This window comes from Klebsiella sp. Q11, from assembly GCF_964241505.1.
Taxonomy (GTDB): domain Bacteria; phylum Pseudomonadota; class Gammaproteobacteria; order Enterobacterales; family Enterobacteriaceae; genus Klebsiella; species Klebsiella michiganensis.
This window is the reverse complement of sequence record NZ_CAXSXW010000009.1, coordinates 111,215-126,355: the sequence shown is the minus strand read 5'-3', so window position 1 is coordinate 126,355 and position 15,141 is coordinate 111,215. Positions and strand designations below refer to the sequence as shown.

12 protein-coding genes and 1 tRNA gene are annotated in these 15,141 nt (G+C 57.5%); 5 read left to right on the top strand and 8 right to left on the bottom strand.

What is annotated here, in order from left to right; all coding sequences use genetic code 11:
- Positions 1-51: 51 nt before the first annotated feature.
- Positions 52-606: a PadR family transcriptional regulator gene (locus ACESQ2_RS16525; protein WP_004854392.1), complete on the bottom strand. Its 555-nt coding sequence runs from the start codon at positions 604-606 to the stop codon at positions 52-54.
- Between the two features lie 238 nt (positions 607-844).
- Here ACESQ2_RS16525 and ACESQ2_RS16520 point away from each other — a divergent pair, with 238 nt between their 5' ends.
- A complete protein-coding gene (locus ACESQ2_RS16520) occupies positions 845-1,618 on the top strand; it encodes a siderophore-interacting protein (protein WP_014839592.1) in 774 nt (257 codons plus the stop codon).
- Between the two features lie 706 nt (positions 1,619-2,324).
- Here ACESQ2_RS16520 and ACESQ2_RS16515 read toward each other — a convergent pair.
- From ACESQ2_RS16515 to dhaK, 4 genes are all read right to left on the bottom strand, one after another.
- A complete protein-coding gene (locus tag ACESQ2_RS16515; RefSeq protein ID WP_049069751.1) occupies positions 2,325-3,974 on the bottom strand; it encodes a glycerone kinase in 1,650 nt (549 codons plus the stop codon).
- A gap of 67 nt (positions 3,975-4,041) precedes the next feature.
- A complete protein-coding gene (gene dhaM, locus ACESQ2_RS16510) occupies positions 4,042-5,460 on the bottom strand; it encodes a dihydroxyacetone kinase phosphoryl donor subunit DhaM (RefSeq protein WP_373170915.1) in 1,419 nt (472 codons plus the stop codon).
- Between the two features lie 10 nt (positions 5,461-5,470).
- Positions 5,471-6,103 carry a dihydroxyacetone kinase subunit DhaL gene (gene dhaL, locus ACESQ2_RS16505; protein ID WP_014226902.1) on the bottom strand — a complete coding sequence of 211 codons (633 nt, stop codon included), beginning with the start codon at positions 6,101-6,103 and terminating at the stop codon, positions 5,471-5,473.
- Between the two features lie 11 nt (positions 6,104-6,114).
- A complete protein-coding gene (gene dhaK / locus ACESQ2_RS16500; protein ID WP_049069754.1) occupies positions 6,115-7,185 on the bottom strand; it encodes a dihydroxyacetone kinase subunit DhaK in 1,071 nt (356 codons plus the stop codon).
- A 596-nt stretch (positions 7,186-7,781) separates the two neighbouring features.
- Between dhaK and ACESQ2_RS16495 the strand changes: the two genes are divergently transcribed.
- From ACESQ2_RS16495 to ACESQ2_RS16485, 3 genes are all read left to right on the top strand, one after another.
- A complete protein-coding gene (locus ACESQ2_RS16495; protein WP_009651847.1) occupies positions 7,782-8,879 on the top strand; it encodes a glycerol dehydrogenase in 1,098 nt (365 codons plus the stop codon).
- 104 nt (positions 8,880-8,983) lie between these two features.
- A complete protein-coding gene (gene dhaR / locus ACESQ2_RS16490) occupies positions 8,984-10,897 on the top strand; it encodes a dihydroxyacetone kinase operon transcriptional regulator DhaR (RefSeq protein WP_032692891.1) in 1,914 nt (637 codons plus the stop codon).
- A 139-nt stretch (positions 10,898-11,036) separates the two neighbouring features.
- Positions 11,037-11,360, top strand: coding sequence for a DUF1889 family protein (locus tag ACESQ2_RS16485; RefSeq protein ID WP_072057126.1), 324 nt, complete (start codon positions 11,037-11,039; stop codon positions 11,358-11,360).
- A gap of 95 nt (positions 11,361-11,455) precedes the next feature.
- On the opposite strand, the gene ACESQ2_RS16480 is transcribed toward ACESQ2_RS16485, so the two are convergent.
- A tRNA-Ile gene (locus ACESQ2_RS16480) sits at positions 11,456-11,531 on the bottom strand.
- 124 nt (positions 11,532-11,655) lie between these two features.
- Here ACESQ2_RS16480 and mug point away from each other — a divergent pair.
- Positions 11,656-12,162, top strand: a complete 507-nt coding sequence (gene mug, locus ACESQ2_RS16475) for a G/U mismatch-specific DNA glycosylase (RefSeq protein ID WP_009651862.1) — start codon at positions 11,656-11,658, stop codon at positions 12,160-12,162.
- A 69-nt stretch (positions 12,163-12,231) separates the two neighbouring features.
- On the opposite strand, the gene ACESQ2_RS16470 is transcribed toward mug, so the two are convergent.
- Positions 12,232-12,894, bottom strand: coding sequence for a TetR/AcrR family transcriptional regulator (locus tag ACESQ2_RS16470; RefSeq protein ID WP_373170912.1), 663 nt, complete (start codon positions 12,892-12,894; stop codon positions 12,232-12,234).
- A gap of 244 nt (positions 12,895-13,138) precedes the next feature.
- Entirely contained in the window at positions 13,139-14,983 is a 1,845-nt protein-coding gene (gene rpoD / locus ACESQ2_RS16465; RefSeq protein ID WP_004105908.1) for an RNA polymerase sigma factor RpoD, read from the bottom strand.
- Positions 14,984-15,141 lie beyond the last annotated feature (158 nt).

The following is a 15,141-nucleotide window of genomic DNA, read 5'->3' as shown; positions in this document are numbered from 1 at the left end:
CCCGCCGCGTGCTTCGCGGCGGTGCAGGCTGCCCGGCGATGGAGCAGAGGGCTAGTCGAGCTGGGAGATTTCCATTGCCGCGCGGTCAATGACGCCGACGATCTGCTTTAGCTGAGCTTCGGTTATTTCCTGCTGGTTAACCCTTAAATCCAGTACCGCCTTAAAATTCTCCAGCGCGCGCTTCATCTGCGGATTTTTACGGAGTTCACAACCCACCATGCGCGCCTGCAGCCTGGTCTGAATATGCTCCAGCTGCTCCAGGTTTTCCGCGTGCAGCTGACTGCCTTCGGCGGTAATGGCGATTTTTTTGCGGCCGTTTTCGTCAGCCACGCTGATTAATCCCTGATCCTGAAGTAAATCGAGCGTCGGGTAGATGACGCCGGGGCTCGGGCTGTAGTTGCCCTGGGTCAGGGTTTCGATCTCTTTAATCAGTTCGTAACCGTGGCTGGCATTGCGGGTGAGGATGTCCAGAATCACCAGGCGCAGCTCGCCGTGACCAAAGAAGCGCTGCCGGCGTCCGCCGCCTCTGCGACCGTGCTCGCCGTGTTCGCTATGTTCCCCGTGGCGTCCGCGTGGGCCACGGCCTTCTTCGTGATGGTGTCTCATGTTTTGCTCCTGTGATTATTTGATATATCTAATTTATATCTAAAAATAATAAAGTAGCAACAAAGTAGTGAATGTATTTTTTATTTAATTGATATTTAACGTTTTAATTTTTGATTTTGGCTTTTGTGGCGTTTTTCTATGACTATATCAAAAAACGCTTGCATTCTTTTTTAATGGCAATCATTATCATTTGCAAGATTTTTAGATATATCTATTCCGTTCACGAAGGCGATGAAAGATGACAACGACCAGACACCCCAAATACCCGCAGCGCGTACGTAATGAACTGCGCTTCCGTGAGTTAACCGTATTGCGCGTCGAGCGTATCGGCAGCGCATTCCAGCGTGTCGTGCTGGGCGGAGAGGCGCTGGAAGGCTTTGTTTCCCAGGGTTTTGACGACCACACCAAGCTCTTTTTCCCGGCCGCGGGCGCTGCGTTCACGCCGCCGGAGGTGACGGATGAAGGCATTAACTGGGGCGATGGCGTGCGTCCGGCGACCCGCGACTATACGCCGCTATACGACGCCGGGCGTCATGAGCTGGCGTACGACTTTTTTATTCACGATGGCGGTATTGCCAGCAGCTGGGCGCTGGCGGCGAAAACGGGCGATAAGCTGGTGATCGGCGGGCCGCGAGGTTCGCTGGTGGTGCCGGAAGATTACGCCTGGCAGCTGTATGTGACCGATGAGTCAGGCATGCCCGCGCTGCGCCGCCGTCTGCTGGGATTGCAGCAGCTTCCGACGCGCCCGCAGGTCACGGCGATCGTCACCATTGGCGATGAGTCTTATCAAGATTACCTGGCCGATCTCGATGGTTTTCATATCGAGTGGGTGGTGGGACATCACTCCACTGCCGCGGCCGAGCGCCTGGCGCGAATAGCGGTGCCGGCTGAGGATTATTTTATCTGGCTGACCGGGGAAGGCGCGGTGGTGAAATCGCTGCTGGCGCGCTTTGAAGGCCCGGAGATTGATCCGCAGCTGGTGCGTTCGCAGGCCTACTGGCACAGCAAATAAGCGCGGAGAAACCCCGGGTTGCGGCTGGCGCCTTACCCGGGCTACCGGCCCGCAGGCGGTGGTGAACCTGTAGACCGGGCAAGGCGCGTTAAGCGCCGCCCCCGGGAGCAGCGCGCAGAGCGGCAGAATTTCCCGGAGGCGATGCTTACGCATCTGTCCGGGCTACCGGCCCGCAGACGGCTATTAACCCGTAGCCCGGGCAAGGCGCGTTAAGCGCCGCCCCCGGGAGTAGAGCGCAGAGTGGCAGAATTTCCCGGAGGCGATGCTGCGCATCTGTCCGGGCGACCGGCTTGCAGACGGGGGTGAACCCGTAGCCCGGGCAAGGCGCGTTAAGCGCCGCCCCCGGGAGCAGAGCGCAGAGCGGCAGAATTTCCCGGAGGCGATGCTTACGCATCTGTCCGGGCGACCGGCTTGCAGACGGGGGGGAACCCGTATCCCGGGCAAGGCGCGTTAAGCGCCGCCCCCGGGAGCAGAGCGCAGAGTGGCTGAATTTCCCGGAGGCGATGCTGCGCATCTGTCCGGGTGACCGGCTTGCAGACGGGGGGGAACCCGTAGCCCGGGCAAGGCGCGTTAAGCGCCGCCCCCGGGAGCAGAGCGCAGAGTGGCAGAATTTCCCGGAGGCGATGCTTACGCATCTGTCCGGGCTACCGGCCCGCAGACGGCTGCGAACCCGTAGCCCTGCTAAGCGCAGCGCGAGCAGGGGAGACTATTTCTGCGCCAGCGCTTTAAATACCATGGCCACCGCGTGGGCGCCGGGGTCCATATTGCCGCGCAGGCTATCGCTGTTCAGATACGATGCGCGCCCGGCGCCCGCTTTGCTGGCGTGAAGCGTACGATCCGCGCCCGCCTGCGCCGCGGCGAAAGCCGCCTGCAGGTTATCCGGTTCGGCCAGCAGCGCCGTTAGCGCCGGCTGCAGGGCGTCAATCATGGTCCGGTCGCCTTCATCCGCACCGCCGTAAAACTTCATCTGCGCCAGACCGGCGTTTAATGCTTCGGCGACCCTTGCCCCCTGTTCCAGCTTCTGCCCGGCGGCGGTAAAGAAAATCGACATCAGCACGCCGCTGGAGCCGCCCATCACAACCGTCAGACGCTCGCCAATCAGGGCAAACAGCGTGGCGAGGTTAGCCAGCGGCAGCTGACGACGCTGAAGTAAGTCGGCGATGTCGCGCGCGCCGGCGGCGAAGGTGGAGCCGGTATCGCCGTCGCCGACTTTCGCATCCAGCGCGTTAAGGTCTGCTTCCAGCCCGGACAGCGTGCCGGTCACACGTTCCACGTAGCCCGCAACTTCGCCGTTCTCCGAGGGCGCAAACTCCACCCGCGTACTGCGCAGCGATGATGGCATCACGCTGACCGCGCGCGGCTGTACCGGCGTCTGCCAGCCGGCGGTTTCTACCGCGGAAAGCAGCGCCTTCTCAATGCTCTCTTCCAGCACGATGGCGGTGAGGGAGAAGCCTTTCATATCCAGCGCGGTGACCAGCGACGCCGGACCTATCAGCCAGTCGATACGCTGATGCAGCGGAGTATTGGCCAGCTCGCGGGTCAAAATCGCCATTTCGGCAATCGACACGCCGCCGAGATTATTGATCATCACCGCCAGGCGGCCGGTTTCCGGCAGGGCGGCGCTGAGCTTCTCTACCATCAGCGTAACGATTTCCGCGCTGTTCTGCGTAGCGATAACCGAAGCGCCCGGTTCGCCGTGGATCCCCATCCCCAGCTCGGCCTGGTCCGGATGATGGCGCGGAGTCGTTTCCGCATCCTGCGGCAGATGACAACTGGAAAGGGCCAGGCCGAGGCTGAAGGTGTGTCTGGCGGCATACTGCGCTTCGCGCAGCACGGTTGCCAGATTGTGGCCGCGTTCGGCGAAGTAGCCGGCCACTTTATGCACCAGAATCGTCCCGGCAATGCCGCGCGGATGTTTGTTATCCGGCAGTGAAATATCATCGCCAACGATCAGCATCTCGACGTTATAGCCCATACGGCGCGCTTTCTCCGCGGCGAGGCCGAAGTTCAGACGATCGCCGGTGTAGTTTTTGACGATCAGCAGGCATCCGGCATCGCCGGTCACGGCCTGGATGGCGGTCAGCACCGCATCGACGCTCGGCGAGGCAAACAGATCGCCGCAGACGGCGGCGGTCAGCATGCCTTTACCGACAAAGCCCGCGTGGGCCGGTTCGTGACCGGAACCGCCGCCGGAGATTACCGCCACGTTGTTTTTGTCGAGATCGCGACGCACCACCACGCGAATGGCGGGATCGCTCTCCAGCCGCGCCAGGTTGTTCCACGGGCTGGCGATAATGGTCCCTTCAATCACTTCGTTGACGAGGTTGGCGCGCTGATTAAAAAAGAATTGAGACATAACGGATCCTGAAAGTTAAGCGAGTTCCCGGAGGGGACAGCCTCCGGGGCGGAAAGGTTAGGGCAGGTTAGCCGCGAATCACGCGTTTGCCGGGAATATCAAGGATGACGTTCTCGCCATCTTGCAGCGTCAGGGCATCGCTCTGCTGGCACAGCATCGCGATACCTGCCTGGCGGGCGATAATGGCGCCGTGAGAGAGCTCGCTGCCGGCCTGCAGGCAGATCCCCTTCACCTGCTCTGCGTTAAGCTGCAGGACGGTAGAAGGGAAGATATCGTCGGCAACGAGGATCGAAGGCGCGCTAAACTGCGGCAGCGCTTCATCGCGCTCGTTAAGGTGACGCAGCGTGCGGTGCAAAATATCTTCAATATCAATATAGCGCGCCTGCAGGTAAGCATCGTCGAGATGGCGATATTGTTGGCTTAAATCGCTCAGCACCTGTTGCCAGGCCCACGCCGCGCTGCACTGCTCGTCGCGTATGATGTCGCACGCCGCTGCGTATAAATCAGGGTCATCGAGCAGGGTATGATGCCCGGAGAAGATCGCCGCGATGTCGGCGGAAAACGTCGCCTCTGCCAGAGTCGTCAGCGCGCTAAGGTCTTCCAGCGTCCGGTCGATGGCCCGTTTCAGCCGCAGCTGCTGCTGGCCGATGGCGGCGCTCGTTTCCCGCGAGATCCTGTCCTGCGGCTGGGGATAAAGCACGACCTTACCCTCAACGCGGTCGGCGCTGGCGGGCCGACGCGCGGGCTCCGCCTCCGTTGGCTCGCCGAAGTTCTCCGCCGCCAGCGCCTGGAACGCCGCCAGCGCGGCGTCGGCGTCCGGGCCGCGGGCAAGCAGCCTTAAGGTATCGTTTCGGCGCACCTGAAGCAGGGCGATTTGGTTGAGGCTGTCCGGCGTGACGCATTTACCCCCTTTCTCCAGCACCAGGTCGGCATTGAATCCCGCCAGCGCGGCGACCAGCTTTGACGCCGGGCGAACGTGCAGTCCGTTGTGGTTTTGAATCACCACGGAAACCGAGCGCGCGTCGCGGTCGTCGACCGGCGCGGCGGTCAGCGAAGCGTGTTGCGGTTGCGATGGTAACCCCAGCTGTACGCGTTTTGCCTCCAGCGCGTTCATGGCGTCTTCGATCACCTTGTCGATGCCGGCTCCGGCGGCGGCGCTCACCGTCGCCGCCAGAGTCCCTTCTACCAGCGGCGCCGCGCACAGGCGAACCTTAGCCGCAATGGCCGGATCGAGGAGATCCAGCGCGGTTTCGGCGCTCAGCAGGGCGCTGCCGATATCCATCATCACCAGGATATGATCGGCGTCGGCGACGGACTCGATGGCTTCCATAACCTTAATGGGATCGGTGCCGATCGGACTGGCGGGATCGTCAATTCCGGCGGCGATCGCCAGCTTACAGCCATCGTTCATTAACATCTGCCGGGCCAGTTCTCCGACACCTTCGCCCAGACGGGCGCTATGAGAAACAATAACCAGGTTTACCATCGCGTTTTCCTTACTCTTTGGCCGCTGCGGCCAGCATCTGAACCATCAACATCACCGAGGTCGCGCCCGGATCCTGGTGCCCGATGCTGCGTTCGCCCAGGTAGCTGGCCCGCCCTTTGCGAGCCTGCATGGCGATCGTGGCGTGGACGGCGGCTTGCGCCTGTTCGCAGGCAGCATCAAGGGCGCCTGGTATCGACAGGTGCTGTTCGCTGGACTGGCGCAACGATTCCACCACCGGCAGCCAGACGTCGCACATGGTTTTATCGCCAGGCTCGGCTTTGCCGCGATTCACCACCCCTTCCGCGCCTTCGCGAAAGGTCTGATAGAGCTCCTCCAGGGTCAGGCTCTGGTGGGCTTGGGTCACCTGAGCGGCGCGAATAAAGAAGGTGCCGAACAGCGGGCCGCTGGCCCCGCCGACGTTGGAGAGCAGCGTCATACCGGTATTTTTAAGAATAAAACCAATATCTTTATCGGCAATCGACGGCAGCTTTTCCACCACCTTGCTAAAACCGCGATGCATATTCAGGCCGTGGTCGGCATCGCCGATTTCCCGGTCCAGACCGGTCAAAAAATCGCTCTCTTTGGTGAAGATATCGCCGCAGCGATAGAGCCAGTCTACGATTTGCGTTCTGCTTAATGACATGTCGTTGCTCCTTATTTGCCCCAGTTCAGCGCCGGGGTGTGGACCGGGGCGTCCCATAATGCCAGCGTCTCTTCATCGGCCTTTAGCAGGGTGATGGAAAAGCCCACCATATCCAGAGAGGTACAGTAGCTGCCGATAAGGTTGCGCGCGATAACGATACCGGCCTCCTCGCAGCGCTGCGTCAGACGGTTATAGACGCCGTAGAGTTCGGACAGCGGCGTGGCGCCGAGGTTGTTGACCAGCGCGATAACCCGATCGCCTTTTTGCAGCGCCTGCTTGGTCTGCGTGACCTCCTGCCACGCGCCTTTCACGTTGTCCCAGTGGCGCAGCGTGCGGCTATAGGCGCCGTTTTCCTGCAGGGTATCGAACATTTCGTCAACGGTGCGATCGAGAGAGGTGAAGCGGCGGCGGTCGATGCCCGGTTCGCCGTGAATGCCGACGCCGAACTCCATCTCATCGTCCTGCAGTTCGAATGAGGGTTGCCCGGCGGCCGGAACGGTGCAGGCGCCGAGCGCGATGCCGATAGAGTGGCCGAGGTTGTTGAGCTTGCGCCCCAGTTCGGCGCAGGCTTCCAGCGAGTCGCCGCGTTCGGCGGCCGCGCCCACCAGTTTTTCAATCAGCACGGTATTCGCCACGCCGCGCCGCCCGGCGGTATAGAGGCTGTCTTTCACCGCCACGTCGTCATCGACTACCACGGTGGTAACCTTGACGCCGCTTTCGTGCAGCAGCTCGGTGGCGGTTTCGAAGTTAAGAATATCGCCGGTGTAGTTTTTGATAATCAGCAGCACGCCTTCGCCGCCGTCGATGGTCATGGCGCACTCAAACATTTTATCCGGCGTCGGGGAGGTGAAAATTTCTCCCGGGCAGGCCCCGGAAAGCATGCCCTGGCCAATATAGCCGCAGTGCATCGGCTCGTGGCCGCTGCCGCCGCCGGAGAGCAGCGCCACTTTCCCGGCCACCGGCGCATCGGCGCGGGTGACGTAGACCGGATCCTGGTGCAGCGTCAGTTCAGGGTGGGCTTTTGCCAGGCCAGCCAGTTGTTCACTCAGGACATCTTCGACACGGTTAATCAGTTTTTTCATTGTTTATGCTCCGTCGGAGTTTTGATGCGGCCTCTCTGCTGACGGAGGCGGTCATCGTGTAGGGGTACCGCCTGACGATATGCGATATCGGGCGATGTATTGATTCTGGCTGAGTTGGCGGGAAAAAAAATCGCCATAAAATGAGTTTCATTACGAAACGTAATTATTAATTTTTGTTCCTTAATGAAACATTTTTGCGCAAGGAAAGGGAAAAATGCGAAGTAAGGCGCCTCTTTCACCTCGCTTCATCAGCGTGGAAAGCCCGCTCAGAGAAATAATTTTGCCCCTTCTTGCCGCCTGTGGTGGTGAAAAACGTCGACGATCGTCCGGCTGGTGACCTTCTTTTGCGCCAAAGGGGCGGATCGAGATCGCAATCCCATCGTTTCACATGAATTCATGTTCCAATATGAAACAATAAAATTTATGTCCTGTTTCATATCGGGACAAAAAGGGGAAAGATTTTTTTGCCCGCGGCTCGCCCTACAGTGATGGCATCGCTCAGGTAGCGCTTTCGTCCCCGCCTTTGATGTAAGGCCGGACGGAGAAACACCGGGGCTCATCATGTCAAAACATGCACTTATTTGAGGGTGAACGGAATGCTAAAAGTTATTCAATCTCCAGCCAAATATCTCCAGGGACCAGATGCATCCACGCTGTTTGGGCAATACGCCAAAAACCTGGCGGATAGCTTTTTCGTGATTGCCGATGACTTCGTGATGAAGCTGGCGGGAGAGAAAGTGCTGGAAGGTTTGCACAGCCATAATATCAGCTGCCATGCGGAGCGCTTCAACGGCGAATGCAGCCACGTTGAGATCAATCGCCTGATCGCCATTCTGAAACAGCACGGCTGCCGCGGCGTGGTGGGCATCGGCGGCGGCAAGACGCTCGATACGGCGAAAGCCATTGGCTACTACCAGAAGCTACCGGTGGTGGTGATCCCGACGATCGCTTCCACCGATGCGCCAACCAGCGCGCTGTCGGTTATCTACACCGAAGCCGGCGAATTTGAAGAGTATCTGATCTACCCGAAAAACCCGGACATGGTGGTGATGGATACGGCGATTATCGCTAAAGCGCCGGTGCGCCTGCTGGTAGCCGGGATGGGGGATGCGCTTTCAACCTGGTTTGAAGCCAGGGCCTGCTATGACGCCAGAGCCACCAGCATGGCGGGCGGTCAGTCGACGGCAGCGGCGCTGAGCCTGGCGCGCCTGTGCTATGATACGCTGCTGGCGGAAGGCGAAAAAGCCCGCCTCGCCGCCCAGGCCGGCGTGGTGACCGATGCGCTGGAACGTATCGTTGAAGCGAATACCTACCTCAGCGGTATCGGCTTTGAAAGTAGCGGTCTGGCCGCCGCGCACGCCATTCACAACGGTTTCACCATCCTCGAAGAGTGCCACCATCTGTACCATGGTGAGAAAGTAGCGTTTGGTACCCTGGCGCAGCTGGTGCTGCAAAATAGCCCGATGGAAGAGATCGAAACGGTGCTGAACTTCTGCCATACCGTCGGGCTGCCGGTTACGCTGGCGCAAATGGGCGTTAAAGAGGGCATCGATGAGAAAATTCAGGCAGTCGCCAAAGCGACCTGCGCGGAAGGTGAAACCATTCATAACATGCCGTTCCCGGTCAGCGCGCAGAGCGTGCATGCGGCGATTCTGACCGCCGACCTGCTCGGACAGCAGTGGCTGGCGCGCTAATTTAGCGTCGATCTGCCCCGTCTCATTTAAGCGATGAGACGTTTTCTCCCCCTCTGGCGGTAGCCGCCGGAGGGGTTGTCGTTTATGAAACAGCGGATAGGGATATGACTGCGCAGACTCAGAGCTTTCCTTTGGTGATAACCCAGTCGTGGCATCGCTGCAGCAAGTTTATGCAGCGGGAAACCTGGCAGACGCCGCATCAGGCGCAGGGGCTGACGTTTGAATCGATTTGTCGGCGCAAGACCGCGCTGTTGACGATTGGTCAGGCGGCGCTGGAGGATGCCTGGGAGTTTATGGATAACCGCCCCTGCGCGCTGTTCATCCTCGATGAGTCCGCCTGTATTCTTAGCCGCTGCGGCGATCCGCAGACCCTCGACCAGCTGGCGGCGCTGGGATTTCGTGACGGCAGCTACTGCGCGGAAAGCATTATCGGCAGCTGCGCGCTTTCGCTGGCCTCCATGCTCGGGCAGCCAGTCAAAACGACGGGCGAGGAGCATTTTAAACATGCGCTGCACGGATGGTCGTTTAGCTCCACGCCGGTGTTTGATAACCACGGGCGTCTGTTCGGTTCCATTTCCCTGTGCTGCCTGACGGAAGAACAGGCTTCGCCTGACCTCTCCCTGACCCTGGCTATCGCCCGGGAAGTCGGCAACTCGCTGCTCACTGATAGCCTGCTGGCCGAGTCGAATCGCCATCTTAACCAGATGTACGGTCTGCTGGAGAGCATGGATGACGGGGTGATGGCGTGGAACGAGCAGGGGATTTTGCAGTTTCTTAACGTGCAGGCCGCGACGCTGCTTCATCTTGATGCCCAGGCCAGCCAGGGGAAAAATATTAATGAGCTGGTGACGCTGCCGGCCCTGCTGCGTCGGGCCATTAAGCACGCGCGCGGGCTGAACCATGTGGAGGTCACCTTCGAAAGCCAGCATCAGTTTGTCGACGCCGTGATTACGCTCAAGCCAATCGTTGAAGAGCAGGGCAACAGTTTCATTCTGCTGCTGCATCCGGTCGAGCAGATGCGCCAGCTGATGACCAGCCAGCTTGGCAAAGTGAGCCATACCTTTGAACAGATGTCGGCGGACGACCCGGAAACCCGGCGGCTGATTCACTTTGGCCGCCAGGCGGCGCGCGGCGCTTTCCCGGTGCTGCTGTGCGGTGAGGAAGGGGTGGGTAAGGAGTTGCTCAGCCAGGCGATTCACAATGAGAGCGAGCGGGGCGGCGGGCCGTATATCGCGGTCAACTGTCAGCTGTATGCCGACAGCGTCCTGGGCCAGGATTTTATGGGCAGCGCGCCGACGGACGATGAAAACGGCCGCCTTAGCCGCCTTGAGCTGGCCAACGGCGGGACGCTGTTTCTGGAAAAAATCGAATACCTGGCGCCGGAGCTGCAGTCCGCGCTGCTGCAGGTGATCAAGCAGGGGGTTTTAACCCGTCTGGATGCCCGCCGCTTGATTCCGGTAGACGTTAAAGTGATCGCCACCACCACCGTCGATCTTGCCAATCTGGTGGAGCAAAACCGCTTTAGCCGCCAGCTTTACTACGCGCTGCACTCCTTTGAAATCGTTATCCCACCGCTGCGCGCGCGGCGTAACAGTATTCCTTCGCTGGTGCACAATCGCCTTAAGAGCCTGGAAAAGCGCTTTTCCTCGCGGCTGAAGATGGATGAAGATGCGCTGGCGCAGCTGGTGGCCTACTCCTGGCCGGGCAACGATTTTGAGCTGAACAGCGTGATTGAAAATATCGCCATTAGCAGCGATAACGGCCATATCCGGCTGAGTAATTTGCCGGAATATCTGTTTGCCGAGCGGCCCGGCGCCGACGCGGGCTCCTCGCTGCTGCCCGCCAGCCTGACCTTTAGCGCCATTGAGAAAGAAGCGATTATCCATGCCGCCCGCGTGACCAGCGGGCGGGTGCAGGAGATGGCGCAGCTGCTGAATATTGGCCGCACCACGCTGTGGCGAAAAATGAAACAGTACGATATCGATGCCGGCCAGTTTAAGCGCGGACGTATGGAGTAGTTTCCTGTGAGGAATGGTACGAAATAGTCGAGCAGAAAAGCACCACGCAAGCGTTTAGCTGCGGTCTGAATCAAAGAAAGGCAACGATCTCTTTGATATCCCGCCGAAGATGGGTCCATAGTGTCATCATGTTCATTACGTGGTTAATTTTAAGGATAAGAGTATGCCAACAGCAATCGATAAAGCCCTGGATTTTATTGGTGGTATGAACACATCGTTGTCGGTGCCGAATACTATGGATGAAAGTACCGCTAAGGGAATTTTGAAGTATTTGCATGAACTAGGCGTACCGGCAAATTCTGCCGACGTCATGGCCCGGGGTGAAAAGGAGGGATGGGATGCCGGGTTCACGGAAAAAGTGGCCGGCTGGGCGGAAAAAATTGCCTCCGGTAACCGGATCGTCATTAAAAACCCGGAATTCTTCACCGTCTATATGCGCGAACAGCTGCAGGCGCTGGTGTAAGCCGCCTGTCGCGAACCTCACGTTAAGCTGCGGCGCCCCGAGGGGGCCGCACAATGCAAAAGGGCCGACGATTTTTCGTCAGCCCTTGCTGTATCTGGTGGCCCCTGCTGGACTTGAACCAGCGACCAAGCGATTATGAGTCGCCTGCTCTAACCACTGAGCTAAGGGGCCGTGGCGAGGGATTATAAAGTAACTGTTCCCCGCAATCCAGCCTAAAAATCACGCCTGCTGTTTTTATAAACAACGCATTTTCAATCCTTTATAATTACCTTTTAGGCATTGAGCTGGGGAAAACATGATTAACGATATTCTGGCGCCGGACCTGCGGGTGGTCTTTTGCGGTATCAATCCGGGGAAGTCTTCCGCCCATACCGGTTTTCATTTCGCCCATCCGGGCAATCGCTTCTGGAAAGTGATTCACCAGGCCGGCTTTACCGACCGTCTTCTGAAACCCGAGGAGGAACTCCAGCTGCTGGATACCCGCTGCGGGATCACGATGCTCGTCGAACGCCCGACGGTGCAGGCCAGCGAGGTTGAGCTGCTGGAGCTCCGCGACGGTGGTCGTGAACTGGTCAGAAAAATGGAAGAGTATCAGCCGCGCGCGCTGGCGATCCTGGGTAAACAGGCCTTCGAGAAAGCGTTTCAGGTGCGCGGCGTAAAATGGGGCAAGCAGCAGGTGACCATTGGGGCGACGGAAGTGTGGGTGCTGCCGAATCCCAGCGGCCTCAACCGGGCGACGCTGGATAAACTGGTGGAGGCCTACCGGGAGCTTGACGAGGCGCTGGCCACGCGAGGGCTTTAATGCATTTCCGACGACAAAGGGGTTACGGCTTTCAGCCCGGTCGTCGGCGGCTGGCTTAAGCCTGCGGCTTTAGTCAGCTTTTTCGCAATCGCTAATATTTCCTTTTTCTATCATGAATAAGAGGGCGTCAAAAGCGAAGTCGAGAAAGGCTTTACGGTCTTTCTCAAGGCGACGTAAAAGACATTCTTCTCTGTACGAGGACTTTTCCACTAGCCCGGTCAGGCAGAGCCAGAACAGCATCATGACGTCTGCGACGGGAGCACTTAATCCAATCTCTTTTTTTTCGGCGGCGTCTGTGATTCGCTTTGCGATAATCTGGTGGATCTGTTCTCCAGTCATAGCGATACTTTTCAACGCTTTATTGTTTTTAGTGATTTTTTCAGAACAGGCGATCTTCCCGGCTATCGCGGAAAAGTAGGCAAGGCTTGTTTCGTGGAGAGCCATCAGCGCATGGCACAGCTCGCGATAAAATTCGCGAAATGAATTTTGCCTATTGGCGATTGGTATGAGCTCCTGATAGAAACGCGCCATTACCTCCAGGATAAGATGATCCAGAATATCCTTTTTATTGTCGAAATAGGTATAAAGCGTGGTTTTACTAAAACCGGCTTCATGTGCGATCTCATCCATGGTGGTACTTTCTATTCCACGACTTAGAAATAATGTATTAGCGGTGGTTAAAATAACCGTTCTATTAAAATCAGCCAGCCGAATTTTACGCTTGCTATTCATTTCATTTCCCTATGATTTGCCTGCGGTTTTAGGCGTAAATACGCTCCATCAACCAACCAATAGTACAATCGTAAAACTATGAGTCCAGCGGTTTAATGGCACATAAATAAATAATAAGAATAAGACCTGGATATATATTGATGGGTTTTATATTGGGGTTTTAATATTTATTAAATAAATGGTTTCTGCTTAGGCATAAAAAAAGCCAGTCATGTGACTGGCTTTTCAGGGGACGCGGCGATAATTAATCGTCGAGGAAGCTACGCAGCACTTCAGAACGGCTCGGATGGCGCAGTTTACGCAGCGCCTTCGCTTCGATCTGACGAATACGTTCGCGGGTTACGTCAAACTGTTTACCCACTTCTTCCAGCGTGTGATCGGTATTCATGTCGATACCAAAGCGCATACGCAGGACTTTCGCTTCACGGGCGGTCAGGCCAGCCAGAACGTCGTGGGTGGCGGCGCGCAGGCTCTCGGTGGTGGCAGAGTCCAGCGGCAGCTCGAGGGTGTTATCCTCGATAAAATCTCCCAGATGCGAATCTTCATCGTCGCCAATCGGCGTTTCCATGGAGATAGGCTCTTTGGCGATTTTCAGCACCTTACGAATTTTGTCTTCCGGCATCAGCATGCGTTCGGCCAGCTCTTCCGGCGTCGGCTCACGGCCCATCTCCTGCAGCATCTGGCGGGAAATACGGTTGAGCTTGTTGATAGTCTCAATCATATGCACCGGAATACGGATGGTGCGCGCCTGGTCTGCGATAGAGCGGGTGATCGCCTGACGGATCCACCAGGTTGCGTAGGTGGAGAACTTGTAGCCGCGGCGGTATTCAAACTTATCAACCGCCTTCATCAGACCGATGTTGCCTTCCTGGATCAGATCGAGGAACTGCAGACCGCGGTTGGTGTATTTCTTGGCGATCGAGATAACCAGACGCAGGTTCGCTTCAACCATCTCTTTCTTCGCACGGCGCGCTTTCGCTTCACCGATGGACATACGACGGTTGATATCTTTTACCTGCTCGATGGTCAGGCCGGTCTCTTGTTCAATCTGCTGCAGTTTCATCAGGCCGCGCTGAACGTCTTCTTTCACGTCAAGCAGCTTCTCTGACCACGGCTTGTTCATGGCGATGGCCGCATTGAACCAGGTTTCGCTGGTTTCGTTGCCGGTGAACAGAGTGATGAAGTTTTTCTTCGGCATTTTGCACTGCTCAACGCACAGCTTCATGATGATACGTTCTTGAGTACGAACGCGATCCATCATGATACGCATGCTGTTAACCAGGTAATCGAACTGCTTCGGTACCAGACGGAACTGTTTGAACACTTCGGACAGCTTGAGGATCTCTTCCTGCGCTGCGGCGTGGCTACGACCTTTCGCTTTGATGGTGTCGCGGGTCAGTTCGTACTGCGTACGCAGCTCGGCGAATTTCTCGCGCGCCAGCTCGGGGTCGATGCTGTTGTCGTCATCGCTGCTGTCGTCGTCTTCTTCTTCATCTTCGTCTTCATCGTCATCCATCTCTTCCTGAGAGAGTTCAGAACCGACGTGCGTCGCCGTTGGCGCCATATCTTCTTCGGCGTTCGGGTCGACAAAACCGGTGATCAGATCGGACAGACGCGCTTCTTCCGCTTCAACGCGATCGTACTGCTCCAGCAGATAGGTGATCGCTTCAGGGTATTCAGCCACCGAGCACTGAACCTGGTTAATACCGTCTTCGATACGTTTAGCGATGTCGATTTCGCCTTCGCGCGTCAGCAGTTCGACGGTACCCATTTCACGCATGTACATGCGCACCGGGTCGGTTGTGCGTCCGATTTCAGACTCAACGCTGGAGAGAACCTGCGCCGCAGCTTCTTCCGCATCTTCGTCAGTATTGTTGTTCGTTTCAGCAAGCAAAAGATCATCGGCATCCGGTGCTTCTTCCATCACCTGAATGCCCATGTCGTTGATCATTTGGATGATGTCTTCGATCTGGTCGGAGTCGACGATATCTTCCGGCAGATGGTCATTGACCTCGGCATAGGTCAGATAGCCTTGCTCCTTACCACGTTGGACAAGAAGCTTCAGCTGTGACTGCGGGTTTTGCTCCATAAGACGGTATCCACACTTAATTCGTTTGATTGGTGTAAGCAGGCGAACTGCTAACATTTAAAGCGAGGGCGTACTTATATTATTGCCGCTGCGCCTCGAGCGGCTGTCGGGGTCTTCCCGAACGATATTCGGCACTTAAGCCGTTCAATGCGTTATCT

Coding starts and splice junctions, on each gene's coding strand:
- ACESQ2_RS16525 (WP_004854392.1), bottom strand. CDS start 606: ATGAGACACCATCACGAAGAAGGCCGTGGCCCACGCGGACGCCACGGG.
- ACESQ2_RS16520 (WP_014839592.1), top strand. CDS start 845: ATGACAACGACCAGACACCCCAAATACCCGCAGCGCGTACGTAATGAA.
- ACESQ2_RS16515 (WP_049069751.1), bottom strand. CDS start 3,974: ATGTCTCAATTCTTTTTTAATCAGCGCGCCAACCTCGTCAACGAAGTG.
- dhaM (WP_373170915.1), bottom strand. CDS start 5,460: ATGGTAAACCTGGTTATTGTTTCTCATAGCGCCCGTCTGGGCGAAGGT.
- dhaL (WP_014226902.1), bottom strand. CDS start 6,103: ATGTCATTAAGCAGAACGCAAATCGTAGACTGGCTCTATCGCTGCGGC.
- dhaK (WP_049069754.1), bottom strand. CDS start 7,185: ATGAAAAAACTGATTAACCGTGTCGAAGATGTCCTGAGTGAACAACTG.
- ACESQ2_RS16495 (WP_009651847.1), top strand. CDS start 7,782: ATGCTAAAAGTTATTCAATCTCCAGCCAAATATCTCCAGGGACCAGAT.
- dhaR (WP_032692891.1), top strand. CDS start 8,984: ATGACTGCGCAGACTCAGAGCTTTCCTTTGGTGATAACCCAGTCGTGG.
- mug (WP_009651862.1), top strand. CDS start 11,656: ATGATTAACGATATTCTGGCGCCGGACCTGCGGGTGGTCTTTTGCGGT.
- ACESQ2_RS16470 (WP_373170912.1), bottom strand. CDS start 12,894: ATGAATAGCAAGCGTAAAATTCGGCTGGCTGATTTTAATAGAACGGTT.
- rpoD (WP_004105908.1), bottom strand. CDS start 14,983: ATGGAGCAAAACCCGCAGTCACAGCTGAAGCTTCTTGTCCAACGTGGT.